Consider the following 25,059-nt stretch of genomic DNA (forward strand, 5'->3'; position numbering starts at 1 on the left):
CGCCCCGCGGTGCGACCGGCCGGGCGGTGGCGGGAGCGATCCGGAGGCACCTCATGAGGGCCACTCTCGCATCAGCTCCCGCCCCGCGCGGGCGTCACCGCTTCAGGAGTCGTACCGACAGACCTTCCGTCGTGTAGACGGGTACGGCTCGCAGGGTGTCGGAGTTCAGTTCGACGCGGTCGAACTGGCCGCGCAGTCCCTGGCAGCCGAGGACACGGACCGTGCGCCCGGCCGTCGGCGGCCTGTCCGCGTCCAGCTTCAGCGACAGGACGCTGCCCGCACCGAGCACCGCGCGCCGTGTCACCTCCAGGACCGGCTCCTGGCCCGACCGCAGGGTCAGCTCCAGCGCGCCGCCCTCCTGGCTGTACGTCCCGTGGACCTGCAGCGACTTGCCGGCCAGTGTCAGCTTCCCGCCCTGCACCCGCACATCGCCGTGGCCGAGCGCGTGCGCAGAACCGGCGACCAGCGCGCCTTCCTTGAGCACGGTTCCGCCGGTGTACCGGTTGTGGCCCGTCAGGGTGAGCGTGCCGCTGCCCCGCTTGGTCAGAGAGCCACAGCCGTCGATGTCGTTGCGCCAGGCGTCCGCCGCGTGGAAGCCGCCCGAGGCCGCGTCCAGGGTGACGGTCACGTCGGAGTCGAAGGAGCCGTATCCGTCCGCCGCGGCGAACAGGTTGAGCCGGCCCCACTGCTCGAAGCCGTCCAGCAGGACATACCCCGAGGGCAGCCCGGTGGTCCGCAGCACCTCGCGCCGCTGGGCCGCGTCCAGGTAGGGCAGCCGCGTCTCCAGGAGCACCTCGGCGCCCTTGGGCACGGTGAACGGCTTGTTGCCGCCGTCCCGGTTCAGCACATAGGTCAGCCGGGGGGCCACGGAACGGGCGTTGGCGTCCCGGTCCGCGTACGCGTCCGCGGCGTCCGAGTGGGCGTAGGCGAAGAGCGTGTCGGCCGTGCTGCCGGTCTGCTCGGTGAAGTACTTCAGCGCCTGCGCCCGCGCCGCGGCCTTGAGGTCGGCGTTGGCGGCGTCGGCCAGCGTGGCGGCGGCCAGTGCGGTGGCCATGATGCGACCGCCCATGACGTCGACCGTCGAGTGCATGCCGGACATGATCCGGGTGTGGCTCAGCTCGAAGGCGCGGGTGACCAGTTCCTGGAAGCGCTCCGGTACGGCGTACGCGAAGGCCAGGCCCGCCAGGTGGAAGGCGTTGGTGTGGCCGCTGGGGAAGCCGCCGTCGTCCACCGGCGAGGTGCTGCGCTGGCGCAGCAGCTGGGTGGCGACGACCACCTGCGAGTCGTAGACCGGGTAGCCGAGCGCGTCCTTCGCGCCCGTGTCGACGACCTCGCTGCTCTCGTTCATGCGCCACGGGCGCGGGTACTGGAAGGCGTACTTGCCGGGGTTGCCCGAGGCGTACGGGCCACGCACGGTGTCGACGAGCTTGGCCACCTGGCCGAGCGAGGAGTCGTAGGAGCCCGCGCCGAGCGCCGAACCCGCGGGGGCGTCGGCCGGCACGGCGTCGCTGATCGTGGTCGCCGGGGTGGTGTCGGGCGCGCTGGTGATCGAGGTGACCGCCTTGGCACCGGACCGGTAGAGGCCGGCCAGCGGGCCGAGGCCGCCGATCATGGCGTAGCTCTGGTGCTGGCGGTCGTAGAGGAAGGCCTCCTTCGCCTGCGCCTCGGTGCGCGCCTGGGTGATGCGGGCGCAGTAGCGCATGTTGGCGCGCAGTATCTCGGGCCGCAGCGGGGTGCCGGTGTTCCAGGCGCCACCGGTCTTCCACACCTGGGCGAAACCGCCGAGGATCCGCACCACCGCGTTGGTCTCGGGCGTCAGGTTCGCCATGACGTTGGACTTGTAGTCGTCCACGAAGGCGGCGGGGGCGGTGGCGGCCTTGGCGTCCGCGGCGCCCAGCCAGGAGGCGAACGTGGGAGCGGCCAGGATGCCGGCCGAGGCGCCCAGGGACGTCTTGAGGAATCCCCTTCGCTTCACGGCGCGTTCGGTGAGCGACGCGGGGGAGTGCTGCCCGGCGGATGACGGCATGGGTCTGCCTCTCTGGAGTTCGGCGGCCGTGCGGCCGGGGTGGTGCGGATGCGACTCATGATGCGTGAGGCAGCTGGAGTGCCGAATGCGCTTTCTGAAGTCGTACGAGCGAACATCTACGGGCGAGTCATGTCGGACCGGAGGAGACTCGGCGTCCGGTGGATGTCACAGAAGTGAACGGGCCATCGCCACCGCGCCGTCCACCGGGGGTGCCCGCAGGGGTCGCGGTCGTGCCGACGGCGCACCGTCGGCCAGCGCCGACACGAAGGCGTCGTACAGCGAGGGCTGGGCGAGGACGGTACTGCCCGCGACCACGACATCGTCGACCGCCACTCCGCGGGCGGCGAGCCGTTCGACGAGCCCGGCCAGGGCGCGGCCCGCCTCGGCGATCACGGTGCGGGCGAGCGGGGATCCGGCCTCGGCGGCGGCGAAGACGGCCGGGGCGTGCCGGCCCCACTCGGCGGAGGCGGCCGTGGCGTGCTCCAGCGCGGCGCCGAGCGCGGGTACTTCGGGGACGTCGAACCCGGACAGCAGACCGAGCGCCAGGGGGTCGGGCTCCTCGCCACGGTCGTGGGCCGCCCATACGGCTCGTACGGCCTCGCGGACCAGGCCCGCGGCTCCGCCCTCGTCGCCCAGGAGCGCGCCCCAGCCGCCGACCTGGACCGGAGTGCCGTCGGCGAACCGGCCCACGGCCACGGATCCGGTGCCGGCGACCAGGCCGACGCCCTTGTCCAGTCCCGCCGCGGGAACGAGCAGTTCGGCGTCGCCCACGACCAGCGCGGGCGCGTCGAAGTGCAGTTGCAGAGCGGTGCGGATCTGTGCGCACTGGCGCGGGGTCTCACAGGCGTGTCCGCCGACGGCGAGGGCGGACGGGCGGGCGCCCGCGGGAAGCGCGTCCGCGGCCAGTGCGGCCAGCCACCCGGCGGCGGCCACCGGGTCGTGGGGCCGCCAGCCGCTGCTGGACCGGACGTGATCGGCGACGAGGGTGTCGCCCGCGAACGCGCGGAGCTGTGTCTTGGTGCCGCCCACGTCGATGCCGACAACCAGGGGTGCGGTGTCCTGCACGGAACCTCTTTCGTCGTTGCGCTGTGTGCTGCGACGGTGGGCGAACCGTACCGGAGGGCAAGGCAGTTGGAGGGCTCTGGAGAACTAGGGAAGCCCCGGGACGGGCCTCTGACGGACCACGGCAGGCGAGTACCGTGACGTTCGTTAGGAAGTTAACTAACGAAGTACAGTGCGTGTCAATAGGCGTCACGCACTCGTATTCCCGGGTCCTTTGTCCCGGGTGGGAACGCAAGACGCCGGAGCAACCCATCGCCGCCTCCCGCCGAGCCGCTCGGCCCGGGAGAGTGGCCTGTGACCTGGGGGAAGTGTGGAACACGACGTGGCTGGAGCCCCCCGTCTGACCGAAAGCGCCGGCGCCGTATTCGCCGTGCTGGCCCAGGCCGGCACCGCGACCCGGCCGCAGCTGGCGAGCCTCGCGCGGCTGTCCAAGCCGACGGTCTCCTCCGCCGTCGCCGAACTGGAGGGCGTCCACCTCGCGGCCCACTCCGGCACCTCCTCCGGCGGTACGGGCCGCAGCGCCGCCGTCTACCGCCTCGGCCCTGCCGCGGGTGCCGTGCTCGCCGTCGACCTGGGCCCCGCCGTCACCCGGGTCCGCGCCTGCGCCCTGGACGGCACCCTCCTCGCCGAGGCCACCGGCCCCCGGGAGGAGGCGGCCGACGTGGTGCGCGACGCCCTGTCCGCGCTGCGCGCCGACGCCCCGCTGCGCGCCATCGTCGTGGCCGTCGGTGACGTCACCGCACGGGCCGAGGAGGGCACGGTGCGGCCGGCGACCGCCAAGGCCGGCCCCGTCTTCGACGCGGTGGCCGTCGCGCTGCCGCCAGGAGTGCCCGTCCACCTCGAGAACAACGTGAACTGCGCCGCGCTCGCGGAACTGCACGAGGGCGCGGCTCGTGGCCGTCACACCTTCGGCTATCTGCGGATCGGCGTCGGTATCGGTCTGGGCATCGTCGTGGGAGGACACGTGCTGGCCGGGGCCAACGGCGCGGCCGGAGAGGTCGCCCGGCTGCCCTACCCCTGGGACGACGGCCTGGAGCCCCGCCACGAGGCCCTGGAGGACTACATCGGGTCCCGGTCCCTGCTGCGCCGGGCCGCCGAGGCCTGGCCCGAATCCGACGGCGCATGCCCCCGCACGGCCGAGCGGCTCTTCGCCCTGGCCGGACAGGGCAGTGCCACGGCCCGCGCGGTCGTCGACAGACACGCCGTGGACGTGGGCCGGCTGGCCGCCGCCGTGACCGCCGTACTGGACCCGGGACTGCTCGTGCTGGGCGGCAGCACCGGCGCGTATCCGCAGCTCCTGCCCGGTGTGCGGGCCGAGCTGGAGCGGCTCAGCTGGCCCACCGAGGTGGTCAGCAGCCAGGTCGGTGATCTCGGCACCGTCGTGGGCGCCGCCCGGCTCGCGGTCGCCCGAGGAGTCCAAACCGTGACCCAGGCGTCGCGGACGAAGGATTGACGGGTTCGGACTCGGTCTGCCAATGTCCGGACAAGCGCTTTCTAAGTCGGCCGGGACGCCGGCTTGGAGCGAGCGTCCCGCCCGTACTCGACGTACGGCAACCGCACCAGGGCGTGCTTGTGCGGCAGCGGCCATGACGGCCGGGGACCCTCGCCCTTCAGGATGACGCGGCCGGGCGAGGCCGCGCCCTCGGAAAGCAGAACCCTCCTGCACAATGCACCCGTGCCGCTTCCGTCGGCGCCGTGCTCCGTCCCGTACGACGAAAAAGGGAACGAAGATGACCACTGTAGGTGTGCGGCGCTCCCGCCGACTCGGCCGCGGCGGCATGCGCCGTCTGGCTCCCCTCGCTGCCGTAGCCACGGCGGGTGTCATGCTGCTCTCCGCCTGCGGCGGGGGTTCCGGCTCGGGCGGCACCTCCAAGTCCCTGACGTTCTGGATCTCCACGGTTCCGGGGCAGGACGCGGGCTGGAAGAAGATGGTGGCGCAGTACAAGAAGGAAACCGGCGTCAACCTCAAGCTCGTCAACATTCCCTACGACGGCTACACCACCAAGCTGCACAACGCCGCGCAGGCGAACTCCCTGCCCGACGTGGCGGCCGTGCCGGCGCTGGACCCGATCTGGTCGAGCAAGCTGCTCGACCTCAGCTCCATCGCCAACAAGAAGAGCAACAACATCAACCAGAACTTCCTCGCGAAGGACTCGTCCGGGAAGGTGCTGTCCATCCCCTCGGACGTCACCGCGTCCGGCCTGTTCATCAACAAGTCGCTCTTCGAGAAGGCCGGCGTCTCCTTCCCGACCGAGCCGTCGAAGACCTGGACCTGGACCGACTTCATCGCCGCGGCCAACAAGGTCCGCGAGAAGACCGGCGCCAAGTACTCCCTGACCTTCGACCAGTCGCCCTCCCGACTGCGCGCCATGGTGTACGAGATGGGCGGCAAGTACGTCCACGCCGACGACTCCGGCAAGTTCTCCGTGGACGCGGCGACCAAGAAGGCCGTGAACACCTTCGTCGGATGGAACGACGACAAGACCATGCCGAAGTCGGTGTGGACGAGCGGCGCCGACCCGTCCGCCATGTTCCAGAGCGGTGACGTGGTCGCCTACTGGTCCGGTGTGTGGCAGGTCGCCTCCTTCGCGGACAGCATCAAGAAGTTCCAGTGGGCGAGCGTCCCGACCCCCGCCCAGCCGGTGCAGGCCAGTGACGTCAACAGCGGCGGCATGGTGGTGGGCTTCAACAACAACGGCGACGCGTCCAAGGCCGCGACGAAGTTCCTGTCCTGGCTCTACGAGCCGGCCCACTACAAGGCCCTGTGCGAGGCGTCCGGCTTCCTGCCGGTCGAGAGCGGTCTGAACCCGACGTACCCCTTCAAGTCCGATGCGGCGCAGGCGGCGTTCAAGCTCTACAACCAGGAGATCCCGCTCTACGCCCCGATCTCCGGCTACTTCAACAGCGCCCAGACCAACTGGGTGCTGAAGGGCAAGAGCATCACCGAGGACCCGACCAAGACGGAGCTCGGCAAGGCGATCAACGGCCAGCAGTCGGCCGACAAGGCCCTGCAGAACATCGTGGACGGCTACAACCAGCAGGTCGGCGGCTGATCGCAGGCCACCAGCGCCCGGGCGGCGGTGTCCCGACCCCGCCGCCCGGCCCCGGCCGTCCACGTGACGCCGGGCTCATGGCCTGAGCCCCTCGCAATCCCTTCCACCAGCACGGAGTCAGGAAGATGACAAAACGCGCCTCGGACGTGTCCGCCGTGTCCGCGAGCCCGCCCAGGAGACGCAGCAAGTACACCCTTGCGCCGCTCGTCCTCATCGCGGCCAACGTCGTGCTCTTCGCGCTGTTCTTCGTCTGGCCGGCGGTGATCGGGCTCGTCTACTCCTTCACGAACTACACGGGCGTGGGGGTGTTCCAGTGGGTCGGGCTGGACAACTACCACAACCTGTTCGGGGACTCCACGTTCTACGACGCGCTGTCCCGGACTCTGCTGTACGCCGTCCTCTTCGTCCCGCTGAACTTCGTGGTCTCGCTGCTCGCCGCCAACCTGGTGGTGAGCAAGCACGCCAAGGGCGGGTCGGTCGCCCGCGTCCTCTTCTTCATCCCGTGGCTGCTGTCGCCCATCGTCGTGGGTGTCCTGTGGCGGTGGATGTTCGGCGAGAACTTCGGACTGGTCAACTACGTCATCGAGAAGTTCGGCGGAGACGCCGTTCCGTGGCAGTCGAACGCGGACCTCTCGTTGCTCGTGGTGGTGATGGCGGCGGCCTGGGCCTGGACGGGTTTCACGATGCTGCTGTTCATCGCGGCGATCAAGAACGTACCGGTGTCGTACTACGAGGCCGCCTCGCTCGACGGCGCCGGCCCCTGGCGACAGTTCTTCAGCATCACCCTGCCGAGCATCGCGCCCACCTCGTTCATCGTGATCCTGCTCAACACGATCAACGCGATGAAGGAGTACCCGGTGTTCGTCGCCCTCAACAACGGCGGACCCGGCACGTCGAACAACCTGCTCGTCCAGTACATCTACGAGACCGGCTTCAAACGAGGCCAGATCGGCTACGCGAGCGCCGCGTCGTTCGTGCTCATGCTCATCCTGATGGCCGTCGCGGTCGTCCAGCTGATGGTCAACCGGCGGGTGGAGAACCGATGACAACCACAGACATCCCGCGCCCGGCCGAAGTCGACTCCGGCCGGCGGGTCTCCAGGAAGCGGCCCCGCAAGACGGCCACCGGTGGGCTCCGGCAGGCGGTGTCCGCGACGACACTGCTGTGGATCATGGCGTGCCTGTACGGGTTCCCGGTGCTGTGGTTCGTCCTCAGCTCCCTCAAGCCGGCCAGCGACCTGTTCTCCTATCCGCTGACGCTGGTCCCGCACAACCCCACCCTGTCGGGATTCAGGGCAGCGTGGGACAGCGCCAACTTCTCCCAGTACTTCATCAACACGGCCATCGTGTGCGTGATCACGACGATCCTCACGGTGGGTGTCAGCTGCTGCACGGGGTACGCGCTGGCCAAGTACGACAACAGATGGCTCAAGGCGTTCTTCCTCTGCATCCTGGCCACCACGATGCTGCCGGGCGAGGTCATGCTCGCTCCGGAGTTCCTGGTGGTCCGCAACCTCGGCCTCTACAACTCGTTCGCCGGCATCATCCTCCCGGCCGTGCTCACGGCGACCGGATGCTTCATGTTCCGCCAGTTCTTCCTGACGGTTCCCGATGAACTGGTCGAAGCCGCACGCATCGACGGCGCCCGCGAACTGTCGATCTTCCTGCGGATCATGGTGCCGCTCTCCCGGCCCATCATGCTGACCCTCGCCATCCTGTCCTTCCAGTGGCGCTGGAACGACTACATCTGGCCGCTCCTGATGCTCAACGACCCGAACAAGTTCACCGTGCAGATCGGCATCCAGAGCATCGTCGGCGCCCAGAACATCAACTGGTCGGTGCTGCTCGGCGCCTCGGTCATCTCGATGATCCCTCTGATCGCCATCTTCCTGGTTTTCCAGCGCTACGTCATGAGCGCCGACATCAACGCCGGACTGAAGGACTGACCGTGCTTACGCCGCTCGACCACGAGTTCGTCCGCGCGGCGGCCGCCGCCGCCGACCGGTCGGCCGTCCCGCCGGCGGCCGCCCCCCACGAGGAGCCCGCCGGTGTGCCGCACCGTGGTCTGGCGCGGCGGGTGAAGACCCTGGTCGCGGCCTACCGTTCCCCGGACTCGGCACTGCACGGCAGCGGGCAGGCCGTCGCCGCAGCGATGACCCATCTGCGTGCCCTGCGGGCCGTACAGACACCCACCGGCCTCTTCGCCGGCGGCGACAACGTGCAGTCGCCGCCGGACTCCGCCTTCACCGTCAACGACGTGTGCGACGCGCACGTCCTCGCCGCCGACGCGGGGCCGGAACTGAGCGAGGTCACGGCCGCGCTCGCGGAGATCGCCGACGCCGCCTCCGGCAGTCTCCTGACCGGTGGGGCGCACACCCCGAACCACCGCTGGGAGCTGAGCGCGGCGCTGGCCCGGCTGCACCGGTCGTTCCCCGACGACCGGCTGCTCGACCGCATCGAGGAGTGGCTCGCCGAGGGCGTCGACATCGACGCGGAGGGCCTGTACTCGGAGCGGAGCGCCAACTACGCGGCCCACGTGTCCAACCCGTCGCTGCTGCTGCTGGCCGAAGTGCTCGGCCGCGCCGACCTGCTGTACGTGGTCGAACGCAATCTCGCCACGACCCTGGACCTGATCAGGCCGGACGGCACGGTGGAGACCGTCCACTCGCGACGGCAGGACCAGAACCACCCGTTCCCGCTGGCGCCCTACCTGCCGCATTACCGGTTGCTCGCGATCCGCACCGGCCGGGGCGACTTCGCCCGGGTGGCGCGGCTGGCGGCCGCCGGCGGTATCGACGACCCCGACCTGCTCGCCGAGACCCTCCTCACCCCGGACCTGTGCCGCGCCCTGCCGGCCCCGACCGCCGAGACTCTTCCGCGCGACCGGTACCTCACCACCGCGCGTCTCGCAGCTCGCGCCTCGGCCACCGCGCACACGGTGGTGTACGGCGGCTCCGACGTGCCCGAGCACCGGCGCATCCGCTCGGGCCTCGCCTGCAATCCCACCTTCCTGCGGCTGTTCGCCGGCGACGCCGTCCTCGACGCGGTGCGTCTCTCGCGGGGGTTCTTCGACCTGGGCCCGTTCCGCGCCGCCGACATGGAACAGCTCGCCGACAGCCGCTACCGGCTCACCGAAACCCTCACGGCCGCCTACTACCAGCCGCTCCCACCGGATCGGCGACGGGACGGCGGCGCCTACCGGATGACGGACGAGGGCCGCTTCTCGGCCGCGATGGCCTTCCCCGACCGGCCCCGGGACGAGGTCTCGCACACGACCCGCGTCGAGGTCGACCTGCGGGAGGACGGCGCCGACCTGCGGATCGACATCAGCGGACCACGGGTGCCCTGGGCCCTCGAACTGACCTTCCGGCCGGGCGGCGTGACCGAGGGCGCCGTACCGATCGGTGACGGACGCTGGTGCCTGACGACCGGGCCGATGACCTACCGGGTCGGCGACGACGAGATCCGCGTCGAGGCCGGCGTGGAGGCGGGCGAACCGCTCGCCGGGCCGGACCTGAGCGACGTACTGCGCTACGACCCGGGGCAGGACTACACCGTGGTGGGCGGCACCGACGCGACGACCGGGAACCATGTCTACATCGGGGGACACGGCCCTCAGACCCTGACCGTCGCTCTGCACGCCCGCCGCCTCGCACCCGACGTGTGACCCCGACGAACCATGGGTCAGGTCCGGGTGCGTGACGTGCGCGCCGACGGCCTCGCGGCGAAGCTGGTCACCAAGCCGGTCGTCGACCGCGACCACGTCCTGCGCCACATCCAGTCCCTGTACGTCACCGACGGCAGGAGCCTGTGGACCACGGTTTCGGTGGAACGGCTCCCCGGCACGCCCTACCTGCTGGCCGGTCTGCCGTACGCCGAGGACGACGGCGACCGGGTGCGCCGGACGGCCGAGGCGCAGGTGGCCTCCGCGGGCACCCTGCGGCTGACGCACCCCGAGGCGCAGGGCGTGGACCACTTCGATGCCTGCTCGGAGACGACCCAGGAGCAGGCGGCGTTCGCGCTGGCCGCCGACCCCCGCGGGTACGGCAACCCCGACGAGGGCTGGCGCCATCTGGTCGGCTCCTCCGCGCTGGAGGCCGGCTCCGTGCCGGATGCCCCGGACGACCTGCACGTCTTCGCCGTGCGCTACGGACCCGAGGGCACCCTCGCGGCCACCTTCGAGCGCGAGGGCGCCGGTCTCACGGTGCACACCGAGGCGTTCACCGCACGCATCGGCGACCCGGCGGGCGACGCCCACGGTGAGCCGGAACTGACGCTGTCCGCCTGCTGAAGGGCCTACGCCCGGCTGCCGGCGCGCGGCAGCGTCGCCACCGGCACCACCAGGTCGGCCCGGTCCCGGGTCGTCGCCACCAGCTCCGCGTTGCGCTGGTCCGAGCGCCGCACCCACGCCAACGCCTCCTCGTGGGTCTTGCCGAACTCCTCGTGCCGGGCGACCAGCCGGCGCACCCGCTCGTCCTCGTCGAGCGCGCAGAACCACACCTCGTCCAGAGCGGTCCGTACCCGCGTCCAGGCACCGGTGCCGAGCAGCAGGTAGTTCCCCTCGGTCACGATCAGCCGGGCCGTCGGCGGCACCGGGATCGCCCCGGCGACCGGCTGCTCCAGCACCCGCTCGAAACCCGGCGCGTACACCACGTCGCTGTCCGTCTCCTCGCGGAGCCGCCGCAGCAGGGCCGCGTACCCGCCCGCGTCGAAGGTCTCGGGCGCGCCCTTGCGGTCCCGCAGACCGAGCCGCTCCAGCTCAACGTCGGCGAGGTGGAAGCCGTCCATGGGGACGTGCGTCACCCAGGGCTCCCCGGAGCCGTTCAGCGCCCGCACCAGACGCTCGGCGAGGGTCGTCTTGCCCGAGCCGGGGGCACCGGCGATACCGAGGACGGCCCGCCCCTCGGGTCCGGCGAGGGAACGGGCGCGGGTCAGGAGGTCGTCGAAGGTCAGCGGCACACGCCGAGTGTGTCATTCGGCGACCACAGGTCGGCCAGGCACCCTGGAGGGCGGAAGGGGAGAAAGGAGCCCCAGCCGTGCCCCAGGACTTCGACGCCTCCGACGCCTCGGCCGACTTCGACGCCTCCGACGACGAGGCGCAGATCCGCGCCCTCATCACCGGGTGGGCCGCGGCCGTCCACCGCGGCGACCTCGCCGGCGTGATCGCCGACCACGCCCAGGACCTCGTGATGTTCGACGTGCCGCCGCCCCACCAGGGCATCCGTGGCCTCGCCGCCTACCGCGCGGCCTGGCCGCCCTTCTTCGCGTGGCAGGCCCAGGGCGCCTGCTTCGACATCGAGTCCCTCGACATCACCGCCGGCTCCGACGTCGCGTACGCCCATGCCCTGGTGCGCTGCGCCACCCCGGAGGAACTCGCCGAACATCCCGGCTTCCGGCTCAGACTCACCTTCGGTCTGCGCAAGGAGCGCGGCCGCTGGCTGGTGGCCCACGAGCACCACTCCTTCCCCCACGACTGAATCCGCCTGTTGGCACAGCGCTCAGCAGGGAACCGTGTCCTGTATGACGGAGCTCGGTCTGCCAGAAGAGATCAAGGCCTGCCTGTTCGACCTCGACGGGGTCGTCACCAGGACGGCCGTCGTGCACGCGGCCGCGTGGAAGGAGATGTTCGACGCGTTCCTGCGGGAACGCGAGGGCGAGGACTTCCGGCCTTTCGACGACCACGACTACGACGAGTACGTCGACGGTCTGCCACGGGCCGACGGCGTGCGCACCTTCCTCGCCTCCCGCGGCATCGAACTGCCGGAGGGGAATCCGGACGATCCGCCGGGCGCGGAGACGGTGCACGGCCTGGGCAACCGCAAGAACGCCCTCGTCCTGGAGAAGATCCGCACCGACGGGGTCGAGGCCTACGACGACACCCTGACCTACATCCGGGCGGCCCGCGCACAGGGTCTGCGCACCGCGATCGTCTCCTCCAGCGCCAACTGCCGTGACGTGCTGCGGGCGATCGACGCCGAGGACCTGTTCGACGTACGCGTCGACGGCGTGGTCGCGGCCGAGCGGCACCTGCCCGGCAAGCCGCGCCCCGACACCTTCCTCGCCGCGGCCCACGACCTGGGCCTGGACGCACCCCGGTCCGCCGTCTTCGAGGACGCCCTCGCCGGCATGGACGCGGGCCGCGCGGGCCGCTTCGGATACGTTGTCGGCCTCGACCGCGTCGGGCAGGCCGACGCCCTCTACGAGCACGGCGCCGACGTGGTCGTGAAGGGCCTCGCCGAACTGGGAGGACACGCGTGATCACCCACCGCTCCTACACCGTCGAGCCCTGGGCCGTCCGCGAGACCTCCCTCAACCTCGATGTCCTGGCCCAGAGCGAGTCCGTGTTCGCCCTGTCCAACGGCCACGTCGGCTGGCGCGGCAACCTCGACGAGGGCGAACCGCACGGCCTGCCCGGCTCCTACCTCAACGGCGTCCACGAACTGCACCCGCTGCCGTACGCCGAGGCCGGATACGGCTATCCGGAGTCCGGCCAGACCGTCATCGACGTCACCAACGGCAAGATCGTGCGGCTCCTCGTCGACGACGAGCCCTTCGACCTGCGCTATGGCCGTCTCGTCGCCCACGAACGCACCCTCGACCTGCGCCGGGGCGTCCTGGAGCGGTCCTGCGAGTGGATCTCACCGGCGGGATCGCGGATACGGCTGCGCTCGACCCGGCTCGTCTCGCTCACCCAGCGGGCGGTCGCCGCCGTGGCCTACGAGGTGGAGCCCGTCGACAGCCGCACCCGCGTGGTGATCCAGTCCGAACTCGTCACCAACGAGAGCCTGCCCGGGGCGAACGGCGACCCGCGCGCCTCCAAGGCCCTGAAGTCGCCGCTGGAACACGAGGAGGGCTTCGCCGACGGCACGCGTCTGCGGCTGGTGCACCGCACCCGGCGCAGCGGACTGAGGGTCGCCGTGGCCGCCGACCACGTCGTCGAAGGACCCGAACGCACCACCACGAGCAGCGAGGAGACGGTGGACCTGGCCCGGCTGACCGTCACCTCCGTACTGGAGCCGGGACAGCGGCTGCGGATGGAGAAGCTCGTCGCCCACGGCTGGTCCGGGGTCCGCTCCCGGCCCGCGATGAGCGACCAGGTCGACGCGGCGCTCGCGGCCGCGGGTCACAGCGGCTGGGACGGACTCCTGGAGGAACAGCGCGGCTACCTCGACGACTTCTGGGCCCGCGCCGACGTCGAGGTCGACGGCGACGAGGAGATCCAGCAGGCCGTCCGCTTCGCGCTCTTCCATGTGCTCCAGGCAGGCGCCCGCGCGGAGCAACGGGCCATCCCCGCCAAGGGTCTGACCGGATCCGGCTACGACGGGCACGCCTTCTGGGACACCGAGACCTTCGTCCTGCCCCTGCTCACCTACACCGAGCCCGGCGCCGTCTCCGAGGCCCTGCGCTGGCGGCAGCACACCCTGCCCGCCGCCCGCGAACGCGCCGCCCAGCTCGGCCTGAACGGCGCCGCGTTCCCCTGGCGGACCATCGAGGGCTCGGAGGGATCGGCCTACTGGCCCGCCGGTACCGCCGCCTTCCACGTCAACGCCGCCGTCGCGGACGCCGTGGTGCGCTACACCGAGGCCACCGGGGACACCGACTTCGAACGCGACACCGGCGTGGAACTCCTCGTGGAGACGGCCCGGTTGTGGCGCTCGCTCGGCCACCACGACCACCACGGCGTCTTCCACATCGACGGCGTCACGGGCCCCGACGAGTACAGCGCGATCGCCGACGACAACACGTACACCAACCTCATGGCCCGCGCGAACCTCCTCGCCGCCGCCCACGCCTGCGCCCGCCATCCGGAACAGGCCGCCGCACTCGGCGTGGACGACGAGGAGAGCGCCGCCTGGCGGGACGCGGCCGAGGCCGTGCACATCCCCTACAACGACGAACTCGGCGTGCACGAACAGCACGCGGGCTTCACCCGGTACCAGCAGTGGGACTTCGACGGCACCCGCCCCGACCAGTACCCGCTGATGCTGCACTTCCCCTACTTCGACATCTACCGCAAACAGGTCGTCAAGCAGGCGGACCTGGTGCTGGCGATGTACCTGTGCAGCGGCTGGTTCGAGGAGTTCCACGGCGAGGAGCAGATCGCCCGCAACTTCGCGTACTACGAGCCCCTGACCGTACGGGACTCCTCCCTGTCGGCCTGCGTCCAGGCGGTCGTCGCCGCCCGCGCCGGACACCTGTCCCTCGCGTACGCCTACACGACCGAGGCGGCGCTGATGGATCTCGCCGACCTGGAGAACAACACCCGCGACGGACTCCACATCGCCTCCCTCGCCGGCACCTGGACGGCCCTCGTCGCCGGATTCGGCGGTCTGCGCCGTGACGGCCAGTCCCTCCGCTTCGCGCCCCGGCTGCCCGAGCGGCTCAGCCGCCTCGCCTTCAACCTCCAGCTGCTCGGGCGCTGTCTGCGGGTGGAGATCGGCCCGGACAAGGCGACGTACACCCTGATGTCGGGTGCTCCTTTGACGATCCGCCACCACGGCGCCGCCCTGACCGTGAACGGCGACGGCCCGGTCGTCCGCCCCGTCCCACCAACGCCGGACCGCCCGGCCCCGGGCCAGCCCGCCCATCGCAGCCCCCACGCCCGCTGACCCGAGGACGCGATCCGGACAGACACCGCTTGGCCGAACTCCACCCTGCACCCGCCGCTGCCGCGGGTTACTTTGTCCATGTTTTGCAGTGGATCAAGTCCCCGCGGCACACGGGGGTGAGGGGTGGACGATGGCTCGCGGCGACCGCGCCCTGCTCGTCGTCGCGCGAGGACGTACGCCGTCCGTTGCCTCGGCGGCCTCTCCGCGGGCCGGGGGCACCCGGCCGATCGCTGCGGTGGCCGCCGTCTTCACCCTGGCCCAACTCGTCCTGGTCCGCCCCGGCATGGGCCTCGGCTGGGACGAGACCGTCTATGTCAGCCAGGTCGGCGTGCAGGCCCCGGCCGCCTTCTTCAGCGCCCCGCGGGCCCGTGGCGTCTCGCTGCTGGTGGCGCCGATCGCGAGCTGGTCGACCTCGACCGAACTTTTGCGCGTCTATCTCGCAGTGCTGTCCGGCCTCGGCCTCTACGTGGCCCTGCGCGCCTGGCGCGGCCTCTTCCCGGCCCGCGTCCTCGCCGTCGGCGGCGCCCTGTTCGCCTCCCTGTGGATCACACTGTTCTACGGCCCGCAGGCCATGCCCAACTACTGGGTCGCCGTCGGCGCACTGGGCGCGGTGGGCTGCTTCCTGCGGGCCCGTCAGGACCCGAGGGCACTGTGGGGTGTCGTGGCGGGTGCCGCGCTCATGGCGTGGATGCGGCCCACCGACGCCGTGTGGGTCACCCTGCCGCTGCTCGTCGCCGCAGCCCTCGGCCGCCGTCCGAGGTCCGCCCTCGCCCTGGTGGCCGGACTGGTGGCGGGTGGTGCGCAGTGGGTGATCGAGGCGTACCTCAGCTACGGCGGCCTGGCCGAGCGTCTGCACGAAGGCTCCCGCATCCAGGGCGGCCTCGGCCCGCAGTTCGCCGTCGACGACCAACTGCGCAGCCTGGGCGGCCGGGCCCTGTGCCGCCCGTGCACCGGGCCGCTGCCGGACCCCGCCGTCATGGCCTGGTGGGCCGTGCTCCCGCTGCTGGCAGCCGTCGGGCTCGCGGTCGCGGTCCGGGCCGGGCGCACCCGAGGCTCCCTCGTCCCGCTGGCCTGCGCCGCGACGGCCGCCGTGCCCTACCTCTTCCTGATCGGATACGCGGCTCCCCGCTTCCTGCTGCCCGCCTACGCCCTGCTCGCGATCCCGGTCGCCGACGCCCTGTTCCACCTGGCGACCACCCCGTCGGGCCGTTGGCGTCCGGTGGCGGCGGTGCTGCTCGGGATCGGACTGGCGGGGCATCTGGCGGTGCAGTACGCCGTGCTGGAGCGCGCGGTGCACCGCACCACGCGCGACCACCGCGACTGGGCCCGTACCGCGGCCGAGCTGAACCGCCTCGGGGTGCGCCCACCCTGTCTGCTCACCGGCCATCTGTCGGTCCCCGTGGCGTACTACGCCGGGTGCACCTCGGCGGCGGCGTTCGGCCACAACGCGAACAGCAGCGAGTCCGGGATCGTCGCGGCGTCCCGCCGTATGCCGGTCGCCGTCCTCACCAGGCCCGGCGGTTCGCCACCCGCCTACGCCCGCGACTGGCACACCCTGTCCGCCGCAGGGATGGACATCCACGTCGCGCCGAACGTGAGCGGGCGCGGGCCGGCCTGACGTCCGAGCGGATCGGCGTCGCCCCACCTCGCCGAGCGCGACGGGCGTTTCCGGACCCTGTCGCTCTGGTAGGACTTCGGGTGTCGGCCCGAGGCGAGGGGGAGTGCCATGACGTGGAACGAGAACGGCGGACGGTTAGGGGAGGAGTTCTTCACCCCGGGCTCCTCGTCCTTCACCGAGTTCCTGGCGGCCCACCGCCCCGAGCTGCTCAGCACCCGCCGCGTCCTGCCCGACGATGTGCGGGCCGCTCCCGACCAGGTGCCGCACGGCACGACCGTGCTGGCCCTCTCCTACCGCGATGGCGTCCTCATCGCCGGTGACCGCAGGGCCACCATGGGCAACCTCATCGCCCAGCGCGACCTGGAGAAGGTGCACCCCGCCGACGACCACACGGCGGTCGCCTTCGCCGGCACCGTCGGCCTCGCCCTCGACATGGTCAAGCTGTACCAGGTCGAACTGACGCACTTCGAGAAGATCGAGGGCGTCGCCATGACCCTCGACGGCAAGGCGAGGCGGTTGGCCGGCATGATCCGGCAGAACCTCGGCCAGGCCATGCAGGGCCTCGCCGTGGTCCCCCTCCTCACCGGCTACGACCCCTCGGCGCCCGAGGGCGAACGCGGCCGCATCTTCAGCTTCGACATCGCCGGCGGACTCTACGAGAAGACCGACTTCCACGCCGAGGGCTCCGGATCGCCGTACGCCAGAGGCGCCCTGAAGAAACTGTTCCGCAAGGGCCTCGACCGCCGCGACGCCGCCCTCGCCGCGCTCCAGGCCTTGTGGGACGCGGCCGACGACGACTCCGCGACCGGTGGCCCCGACATCAGCCGCCGGATCTTCCCCATCGTCTCCGTCATCACCGAGGACGGCTTCGAGCGACTGTCCGAGCCGGAGACCGAGGCCCTCAGCCGCGAGATGGTCGAGCAGCGCGGCAACCGGCCGGACGGGCCGAACGCGACGCCCTGACAGGGCACTTTCCCCAGTCGTGGGGAAGACCTGTCACGGGCTTTACTGCACATGACTTGCAGGTACCGGAGGATGGCACAAGGCTGCTGAGTGCGGCCGTACCCGAAAGAAGGATCCTCCGCCCGATGACGGCCGCCCCTGACTCCGCTCCGCCCCTCCTCCCCGCCGCCGGACCCGCGAGAGGCTCGGTATGGCACCGCGTCCGTGGCTCCATGACGCGACAGGAGTGGGTCAGGGCGGCGGGCATGGCGGCGTTCGTGGTGGCGCTGCACGTGATCGGCTGGTTCACCCTCGTCGCGATCGTCGCCCCGCACCACTACAGCGTCGGCGAGAAGTCCTTCGGTATCGGCATCGGCGTGACCGCCTACACGCTCGGGATGCGGCACGCCTTCGACGCCGACCACATCGCGGCCATCGACAACACCACCCGCAAGCTGATGGGGGAGGGACAGCGGCCGCTGTCGGTCGGCTTCTGGTTCTCGCTCGGCCACTCCAGTGTCGTCTTCGTCCTGGCGCTGCTGTTCTCGCTCGGTGTGAAGACCCTCGCGGGACCCGTGCGCGACGACGGCTCCGGGCTCCACGACGTGACCGCGCTGATCGGTACGACCGTCTCGGGCGTGTTCCTCTATCTGATCGCGGCGGTCAACCTGGTCGTTCTCGTGGGCATCTGGAAGGTGTTCCGGCGGATGCGCTCGGGCCGCTACGACGAGGCCGCGCTGGAGGAGCAGCTGAACAACCGCGGCTTCATGAACCGCCTGCTCGGCCGTGTCATGAAGTCGATCACCAAGCCCTGGCAGATGTACCCCCTCGGCCTCCTGTTCGGCCTGGGCTTCGACACGGCGACGGAGATCGCCCTGCTGGTCCTGGCCGGGTCGGGCGCGGCCTCCGGACTGCCCTGGTACGCGATCCTCACCCTGCCGGTCCTCTTCGCCGCCGGCATGTCCCTCCTCGACACGATCGACGGCTCCTTCATGAACTTCGCCTACGGCTGGGCGTTCTCGAAGCCGGTCCGCAAGGTCTACTACAACCTCACGGTCACCGGCCTGTCCGTCGCGGTGGCCCTTCTCATCGGCACGGTCGAGCTCCTGGGCCTGCTCGCCGAGAAACTCGGCCTGCACGGCCTTTTCTGGGACTGGATCAGCGGCCTCGACCTCAACCTCCTCGGCTTCGTCATCGTGGGACTGTTCTTCGCCACGTGGGTCGTCGCGCTGGTGGTGTGGAAGGTCGGCCGGATCGAGGAGAAGTGGACGGCGGGCTTGGCGGGGGAGCGGTCCGGAGGCTGACCCCGCTGGACACGCTCAGGCCCGCACCTTGAAGTCCCTGCGCCATTTCGTGAACTCGCGCTCCGGATCCCCGGTGTACGACCAGGGAGTACGGGTGCCCCGGCGGTCCAGCATCTGCAGGAGGGGGACGGCGATCTCGTGGAGGCCCGCGTGGCAGGCCGCGTGGGCCAGATAGTTGAAGTCGCGCAGCTCACCCGGGGCGACCGGGTGGTCGGCGCGGCCCATGATCCAGCGCTGCCAGGTGCGCCGCACATCGCTGACGGCCCCGTCGTTCTTCCAGTGCTGCCCCAGCCCCACGGACGTCCGCCTGTCCTCGGCCGCGTCCTCCGCGGCCCGGTACTCCTCGACCCGCGCGTACTGCACCAGCACGGGCAGCGCGCATCCCGGTGGTGCCACCCCGGCCGCGTCGCGGGCGAAGTCGTACATCAGGCCGTGCGAGCCGTGCCAGCGGGACGAGTAGTAGTGCAGCACCTGGAGGTGGCCCTCGACGCTGTACGGATCACGCCCGTGCAGTTCGTCCCACCAGCGGCCCAGTTCCTGCCGCCGCACCCCGGCCGGGTACAGCCGCGCCACCGAGATCAGGGAGATCCACGGTGTCGGGTCGTCCAAGAAAGCCTCGGCGGCCTGCAGACAGGCCATCACCGCGGCGTCGATGCGACGCTGGTCGATCGGCACACCCCGGCCCGCGGCGATGGCCAGGTTGAACGCCCTGGCCGTCTCCGTGGCCGCCCTCAGCACCAGCGCGTCACCGTTGTGCGGCTCGGCCGCCAGCCATGACTCCACCGTCGAACTGCCCGCGCAGGCCTGGGCGAGCGTCCGCACCCGGTGCCCCCGTGAGAGCCAGTCGGGACCGGTGGCGCGCAACAGCTCCCGCAGGCCCTGCCAGCGGCCGATGACGATGTCCTGGCGGGCGGTGGTGAGCGGGACGTCCCCGCAGTCGGAGTCGAACTCGGGGGCGAAACGGTCTCTCGCCATCGCACAACCCCTCAGAAGTCGGTGGGGAGACCGTCGTGGACGAGCGAAGGCCCCGATGCCCCGCCGTCGGGAACGTAGTCCGCCTCGACAGTACGGCTCGCGTCAAGCCTCGCGGGCCGGTAGTAGTCGCTGCCCCGCCTCCAGTACCAGAGCATCGGGATCAGGCCCACGGCGAGCCCGCCGACGCCGATGGTGATCGCGGCCGTGCTCAGCTCGCCGAGCGACTCGACGAATATCCAGAACATGAACAGGGCGCCCAGCAACGGCCACAGCCCGCCGAGCAGGAAGTCGGCCGGGGACTTCAGCAGCATCTTGCGGTACGCGACGACGACCGCGAGGCCGCTGAGGCCGTAGTAGACGGCGATCTGCAGCCCGATCGCCGAGATCGCGTCGGAGAGGATGTCGCCCACCGAGCCCAGGGCGTTGGAGGCGATGAACATCATCAGCGCCACCGCGCCGACCACCACGATCGCCACCCACGGCGTGTTCCAGCGGCGGTGCACCCGGCCCAGCGCGGACGGCATCGTACGGTCCCGGCCCATCGCGAACAGCGAGCGCGTGACCTGGATCAGTGTGGTCTCCAGCGTGGCGATGGTCGACAGCATCACCGCGACGATCAGCAGCTTGCCGCCCCAGCCCGGCCAGATCTCGTCACCGAGCACGGCGAGCACGTTGGCGTCGTTGTCCTCGATCTGCTTCGAGGTGAGGATGACGTTCACCGCGATGGTGAACACCTCGAACAGCAGGAAGACGATGCCGACCCCGATGAGCCCGGCGAGTCCCGTCGTACGGCGGCTGTTGCGGGTCTCCTCGCTCAGGTTGCTGGTGACGTCCCAGCCCCAGTAGTAGAACGCGGCGATCAGCGCCCCCGAGGCGAAGCCCTGCACGCCGTCGAAGTGGCCGAAGCCGAGCCAGGACCAGTCGAAGGCGAGCGCGTTGCCCGTGTGGAAGAACGCGAGCACCGCGAACAGGGCGAGTATCGCGAGCTCCACACCGGACATGACGAGCTGGGCGCGCACGGTCAGCCGGGCACCGCCGAGCACCACGAGCAGCATCAGCACGAACCAGGCCGCGCCCACGACGGTGGACAGCGCGGTGTTGTCGGCGAGGTCCTGGTCGAAGAGGGACAGCGTCATCGAACCGGCGGGCAGCGATCCGGCCACCATGAAGATGGTCGCCGAGATGACCAGCGCCCAGCCGCTGACGAAGCCCAGAAAGGGGTGGAGCGTGCGGCCCACCCAGGAGTAACTGGCGCCCGCGTTGACGTCGATCCGGCCGAGGTAGCTGAACGCGAGCGCGATGCCCAGCATGGGGATCGCGCAGTACAGCAGAGCAGCCGGACTGGCCAGGCCCACCGAGCCGACCAGGACCGCGGTGGTCGCGGCGATCGAGTACGCCGGCGCACTGCCCGCGACGGCCATCACCACGGTGTCGAAGGTACCGAGGGCATTGGCCTGCAGCCCTCTGCCCCTGCTGTTGATCATGGTTGCGCTGCTTTCGGTAGGGCACGACGCACGGCGGCGGGGGACCGTACGGCGCAAAGGGGGTGGGGAGTGGCTCCGCCCCGGGCGCTGAGAGGGATGGCCTCGGGCAGGGGCGGTGGAGAGGGGAACGAAGGGGGTGGCGGAGGACGACCGTACGGCCGCTGCGTGGACGGCCGGTCACTCCGTGTATGCGAGTGATGATAGCCGCATTCCTTGATCCTTCAAGATTAACTGGGGGGTAACCTTCCGGCCGTGGAATGCCTTACTCCGGCGGCCTTTTGAGGTTGGAGAGCGCATACGGGGAAACGCGGATCAGGACATCGCACCGAACCGTACGCGACGCGCGAGGGAGGCAGCCCATGGGCACCGAACCGACATCCGCCGAGCCGCTGGCCGACGACGCCTACCAGCCCACCGGAACCAACGAGGAGCAGGAGGACGCGGCGCCGCTCGACCTTCAGGACGCCGTCGACGAACGGACCTACGACGACACCCTCGACGAGGGCTACTCGCCACCGGAGAAGCCCCTCGGCGTCACCCGGCACGGCACCACCGCGGCCGAACAGCACGACGGGGAGACCCTCGACGAGCGCCTCGCCCAGGAGGTCCCCGAGGCGACCGAGCCCCTCGGCGACGAGATCGGCGACCTCCCCGGCGGCGAGGGCGAACCGGTCGACCCGGAGGCCGGTTCCGACCGCGCCGGACGCCTCGTCGCCCCCGACGAGGGCGCCCACCCCACGACCACGAAGGACGAGGTCGCCACGGACGTGGGCATCGACGCGGGCGCGGCGGGCGCGGAGGAGGCCGCCGTGCACATCGTCGAGGACCCCGCCGAGGAACCCTGACGGAAGTTCAGTCCCCGATCCGGTCGATCTGGCGGAGTTTGTTCGTGGCGTCCAGGGCCGCGATCTTGTACGACTCGGCGAGCGTCGGATAGTTGAACACCGCGTCGACCAGATAGTCGACCGTGCCGCCACAGCCCATCACGGTCTGCCCGATGTGGATCAGCTCGGTGGCCCCGGTGCCGAAGCAGTGCACGCCCAGCAGGGTCCGGTCCTCCGGGGAGACCAGCAGTTTCAGCATGCCGTGGGAGTCCCCGATGATCTGACCGCGGGCGAGCTCGCGGTACCGGGAGATACCGACCTCGAAGGGCACGCTGTCCTCGGTGAGTTGATCCTCGGTACGTCCGACGAAGCTGATCTCCGGGATCGTGTAGATGCCGATGGGCTGGAGATGGTGCATCTGTCCGACCGGCTCGCCGAAGGCGTGGTAGGCGGCCGACCTGCCCTGTTCCATGGAGGTCGCCGCCAGCGCCGGGAAGCCGATCACGTCTCCCACGGCGTAGATGTGCGGCACCTCGGTGCGGTAGTGCTCGTCGACCGTGATCCGGCCACGCCGGTCGGCGGCCAACCCCGCCTTGCCCAGGTCGAGTTCGTCGGTCAGGCCCTGTCGGCCGGCCGAGTACATCACGGCGTCGGCGGGTATCTTCTTGCCGCTCTCCAGGATGGTCAGCGTGCCGCGGGGGTGGCGCTCGACCGCGGCGACGGTCTCACCGAAGCGGAACGTCACGGCCAGGTCGCGCAGGTGGTACTTCAGCGCCTCGATGACCTCGACGTCGCAGATGTCGAGCATTCCGGGCCGCTTCTCGACGACCGTCACCTTGCTGCCGAGCGCGGCGAACATGGAGGCGTACTCCATCCCGATGACCCCGGCGCCGACGATGACCATGGACCGCGGGACGCGTTCGAGGGCGAGCACGTTGTCGGAGTCCATGATCGTGCGGCCGTCGAACTCGACGGTGTCCGGCCGCGCCGGGCGCGTGCCCGTGGCGATGACGATGTTCTCCGCGCTGAGCAGACGTTCGTGACCGGTGACCTCGCGCAGGGCGACGGTGTGCGGGTCGACGAAGCGGCCGGTGCCGGCGTAGAGAGCGACGTGGTTGCGGGAGAGCTGACTGCGGATCACGTCGACCTCGCGGCCGACCACGTGCTGGGTGCGCGCGGTCAGATCGGAGACGGTGATGTCCTCCTTGAGCCGGTAGCTCTGTCCGTACAGGTCGCGCTGGGTGAGGCCGGTCAGGTACAGCACCGCCTCGCGCAGGGTCTTGGAGGGGATGGTGCCGGTGTGGATGGAGACCCCGCCGACCATGTCGGGGCGGTCGACGACGGCCACCCGGTGGCCCAGCTTGGCCGCGGCGATGGCGGCCTTCTGGCCACCCGGACCGGATCCGATGACGAGCATGTCGAAGTCGGGCACCTCGGGAGTCTGTCAGCCGCAGGGGCCCTTTCGAAAGGGTGAGCAGGAAACCGGTCACCCACTGAACCGGCGCAGCGGCTGTAGGAGTCGGCGCGCGGACCGCGACAGCGCAGCCGGACCGCGGGACAATACGGCCATGGGCCACCGACTCGCCGACACGAGCACCCCGGCCCGGCTCGCCGCCCCCGACGAGGGCATCGGCCGGGACGAACTGGCGCTCGCCACCCGCAACCACGGTCTGCCGCTCGAGGCGATGCGCCACGACCTCACCCCGCCCGGGCTGCACTACCTCCTCACGCACTACGACATCCCGTACGTCCCCGAGGACACCCCCTGGCAGCTCGGGATCGGAGGCAGGGTCCGCCGCCCGCTCGCCCTCACCCCGGCCGAGCTGCGTTCCCTGCCGAGGGTTACCACCAGGGTGACGATGGAGTGCGCGGGCAACGGCCGGGCCGTGCTCACGCCCCGCCCGGTCAGCCAGCCCTGGCTGGTCGAGGCCGTCGGCACCGCCGAGTGGACCGGCGTACCGCTGCGGCTGCTGCTTGCCGAGGCCGGAGTGGAGGCCGACGCCGTCGACGTGGTGTGCACCGGCGCCGACCACGGCGTGGAGCGCGGCGTCGAACAGGACTACCAGCGGGCCCTGCCCCTCGGCGTGGCCACCGGAACGGAGCCCGAAGTTCTGGTCGCCTACGAGATGAACGGCACCCCGCTGCCCCCGCAGCACGGCCACCCGCTCCGGCTCGTGGTGCCCGGCTGGTACGGCATGGCCCATGTGAAGTGGCTGCGCGAGATCACCGTCACCGACACGGCGTTCACCGGTTTCCAGCAGACCGTCGCCTACCGGCTCCGGCAGCACCCCGGGGACGACGGCGAGCCCGTCACCCGGATCGCGCCGCGCGCCCTGCTCGTCCCGCCCGGATTCCCGGACTTCATGTCCCGGGCCCGCGTGGTCCGGCCCGGGACCGTGACGCTGGAGGGACGCGCCTGGTCGGGGCGGGCGCCGGTGACCCGGGCCGAGGTCAGCACCGACGCGGGACAGTCCTGGCACGAGGCGCAACTCGAACCGGACGCCGGTCACCGCTGGGCGTGGCGGCGCTGGCGCTTCAACTGGCGTGCGGAGCCCGGGGAGTACGTGCTCAGCGCACGGGCCACCGACGCCGAGGGGCACACCCAGCCGCTGGAACAGCCCTGGAACCGGGGCGGGTTCGCCAACAACCTCGTGCAGCGGGTCCAAGTGCTGTGCCTGGACGAGGAGTCCGGGGGCTGACGTACAGCCGCGTCCGGATCCACGACGCCGCCGTCGCCGTGGATCCACGCGGCCCTCCGGGAACCGGGTTCGAGTCAGGGCAGCAGCTTGTCGAGCGCTGCCGGGCCCTCCGCCGCCAGCTTGCGCCGGGCCCATTCGAGACTGTGCGGGGTGATGTCCTTGCCCGAGGCAAGGACGAGGTCCTCCGGCGACACCTCGGTGCCGGTACGGGTGTGGAGCAGGTGGTCCGGGGTGGTGCGGTCCTCGGACGACCGGGACGCGTCGGGCTGTGACGTCGGCATGATCTCTGCTCCTCGGATCCGGATCGCTGTGCGGTCCCGGTGGTGTCAACGGGTCCGCTATCACCATTCAACGCCCGGGCCGACCTTGCATCCTGAAGCGTCCGGAGCGGGCCCCGTCCGCGGGCCGTCGGCCGGACGGACGCCGGGATGCCCGGATGATCCCGCAGGCGTGTAATGGGAGTA

Annotated in this window: 20 protein-coding genes and 1 pseudogene; 14 read left to right on the forward strand and 7 right to left on the reverse strand. The window is 71.0% G+C overall.

Annotated features, from left to right (window positions below; genetic code table 11):
• Positions 1–94: 94 nt before the first annotated feature.
• Together BFN33_RS10960 and BFN33_RS10965 are read right to left on the reverse strand one after the other, a co-directional pair.
• A complete protein-coding gene (locus BFN33_RS10960; RefSeq protein WP_069759762.1) occupies positions 95–2,026 on the reverse strand; it encodes a phosphatase PAP2 family protein in 1,932 nt (643 codons plus the stop codon).
• 165 nt (positions 2,027–2,191) lie between these two features.
• Positions 2,192–3,091: an N-acetylglucosamine kinase gene (locus tag BFN33_RS10965; RefSeq protein ID WP_069759763.1), complete on the reverse strand. Its 900-nt coding sequence runs from the start codon at positions 3,089–3,091 to the stop codon at positions 2,192–2,194.
• A gap of 319 nt (positions 3,092–3,410) precedes the next feature.
• Here BFN33_RS10965 and BFN33_RS10970 point away from each other — a divergent pair, with 319 nt between their 5' ends.
• The 6 genes and pseudogenes from BFN33_RS10970 to BFN33_RS10995 form a co-directional block, all read left to right on the forward strand.
• Positions 3,411–4,541, forward strand: coding sequence for an ROK family protein (locus tag BFN33_RS10970; RefSeq protein WP_256122717.1), 1,131 nt, complete (start codon positions 3,411–3,413; stop codon positions 4,539–4,541).
• A 277-nt stretch (positions 4,542–4,818) separates the two neighbouring features.
• A complete protein-coding gene (locus BFN33_RS10975; protein WP_069759765.1) occupies positions 4,819–6,141 on the forward strand; it encodes an extracellular solute-binding protein in 1,323 nt (440 codons plus the stop codon).
• Positions 6,142–6,266: 125 nt separating this feature from the next.
• Complete coding sequence (locus tag BFN33_RS10980; RefSeq protein WP_069759766.1) at positions 6,267–7,187, forward strand: carbohydrate ABC transporter permease; 921 nt, start codon at positions 6,267–6,269, stop codon at positions 7,185–7,187.
• Positions 7,184–8,086, forward strand: coding sequence for a carbohydrate ABC transporter permease (locus BFN33_RS10985; protein WP_069759767.1), 903 nt, complete (start codon positions 7,184–7,186; stop codon positions 8,084–8,086). The genes BFN33_RS10980 and BFN33_RS10985 overlap by 4 nt, the downstream gene beginning before the upstream one ends.
• Positions 8,087–8,088: 2 nt before the next feature.
• On the forward strand, positions 8,089–9,807 hold the full coding sequence (locus tag BFN33_RS10990) for a hypothetical protein (protein ID WP_069759768.1): 1,719 nt from the start codon (positions 8,089–8,091) through the stop codon (positions 9,805–9,807).
• Positions 9,808–9,813: 6 nt separating this feature from the next.
• Positions 9,814–10,431: pseudogene (locus BFN33_RS10995) on the forward strand (hypothetical protein); the annotation flags it as partial.
• A gap of 5 nt (positions 10,432–10,436) precedes the next feature.
• On the opposite strand, the gene BFN33_RS11000 reads toward BFN33_RS10995, so the two are convergent.
• On the reverse strand, positions 10,437–11,099 hold the full coding sequence (locus tag BFN33_RS11000; RefSeq protein WP_069759769.1) for a nucleoside/nucleotide kinase family protein: 663 nt from the start codon (positions 11,097–11,099) through the stop codon (positions 10,437–10,439).
• Positions 11,100–11,176: 77 nt separating this feature from the next.
• Between BFN33_RS11000 and BFN33_RS11005 the strand changes: the two genes are divergently transcribed.
• From BFN33_RS11005 to BFN33_RS11030, 6 genes are all read left to right on the forward strand, one after another.
• On the forward strand, positions 11,177–11,617 hold the full coding sequence (locus BFN33_RS11005) for an SgcJ/EcaC family oxidoreductase (RefSeq protein ID WP_069759770.1): 441 nt from the start codon (positions 11,177–11,179) through the stop codon (positions 11,615–11,617).
• A gap of 43 nt (positions 11,618–11,660) precedes the next feature.
• A complete protein-coding gene (locus BFN33_RS11010) occupies positions 11,661–12,398 on the forward strand; it encodes a beta-phosphoglucomutase family hydrolase (protein ID WP_069759771.1) in 738 nt (245 codons plus the stop codon).
• Positions 12,395–14,749 (forward strand): glycoside hydrolase family 65 protein, encoded by a 2,355-nt coding sequence (locus BFN33_RS11015; protein ID WP_069759772.1) that lies wholly within the window; start codon positions 12,395–12,397, stop codon positions 14,747–14,749. The genes BFN33_RS11010 and BFN33_RS11015 overlap by 4 nt, the downstream gene beginning before the upstream one ends.
• 130 nt (positions 14,750–14,879) lie before the next feature.
• The gene (locus BFN33_RS11020; protein WP_256122718.1) at positions 14,880–16,367 is read left to right on the forward strand and encodes a hypothetical protein; all 1,488 of its coding nucleotides are present in this window, start codon (positions 14,880–14,882) and stop codon (positions 16,365–16,367) included.
• Positions 16,368–16,475: 108 nt separating this feature from the next.
• The gene (gene prcB, locus BFN33_RS11025) at positions 16,476–17,330 is read left to right on the forward strand and encodes a proteasome subunit beta (protein WP_069759773.1); all 855 of its coding nucleotides are present in this window, start codon (positions 16,476–16,478) and stop codon (positions 17,328–17,330) included.
• 125 nt (positions 17,331–17,455) lie between these two features.
• A complete protein-coding gene (locus BFN33_RS11030) occupies positions 17,456–18,613 on the forward strand; it encodes a HoxN/HupN/NixA family nickel/cobalt transporter (protein ID WP_079140758.1) in 1,158 nt (385 codons plus the stop codon).
• A gap of 15 nt (positions 18,614–18,628) precedes the next feature.
• Here the strand turns inward: BFN33_RS11030 and BFN33_RS11035 are convergent, their stop codons facing one another.
• A complete protein-coding gene (locus BFN33_RS11035; RefSeq protein WP_069759774.1) occupies positions 18,629–19,588 on the reverse strand; it encodes a hypothetical protein in 960 nt (319 codons plus the stop codon).
• Positions 19,589–19,599: 11 nt separating this feature from the next.
• On the reverse strand, positions 19,600–21,072 hold the full coding sequence (locus BFN33_RS11040) for an APC family permease (RefSeq protein ID WP_069759775.1): 1,473 nt from the start codon (positions 21,070–21,072) through the stop codon (positions 19,600–19,602).
• A 359-nt stretch (positions 21,073–21,431) separates the two neighbouring features.
• Between BFN33_RS11040 and BFN33_RS11045 the strand changes: the two genes are divergently transcribed.
• Positions 21,432–21,917, forward strand: a complete 486-nt coding sequence (locus BFN33_RS11045; protein WP_069759776.1) for a DUF5709 domain-containing protein — start codon at positions 21,432–21,434, stop codon at positions 21,915–21,917.
• Between the two features lie 7 nt (positions 21,918–21,924).
• Here the strand turns inward: BFN33_RS11045 and sthA are convergent, their stop codons facing one another.
• Positions 21,925–23,328, reverse strand: coding sequence for a Si-specific NAD(P)(+) transhydrogenase (gene sthA / locus BFN33_RS11050; protein ID WP_069759777.1), 1,404 nt, complete (start codon positions 23,326–23,328; stop codon positions 21,925–21,927).
• 136 nt (positions 23,329–23,464) lie between these two features.
• Between sthA and BFN33_RS11055 the strand changes: the two genes are divergently transcribed.
• Complete coding sequence (locus BFN33_RS11055) at positions 23,465–24,595, forward strand: sulfite oxidase (RefSeq protein WP_069759778.1); 1,131 nt, start codon at positions 23,465–23,467, stop codon at positions 24,593–24,595.
• 74 nt (positions 24,596–24,669) lie between these two features.
• Here the strand turns inward: BFN33_RS11055 and BFN33_RS11060 are convergent, their stop codons facing one another.
• Positions 24,670–24,876 carry a hypothetical protein gene (locus BFN33_RS11060; RefSeq protein ID WP_069759779.1) on the reverse strand — a complete coding sequence of 69 codons (207 nt, stop codon included), beginning with the start codon at positions 24,874–24,876 and terminating at the stop codon, positions 24,670–24,672.
• Positions 24,877–25,059: the final 183 nt, after the last annotated feature.

Source organism: Streptomyces sp. LUP47B, assembly GCF_001746295.1.
GTDB lineage: Bacteria > Actinomycetota > Actinomycetes > Streptomycetales > Streptomycetaceae > Streptomyces.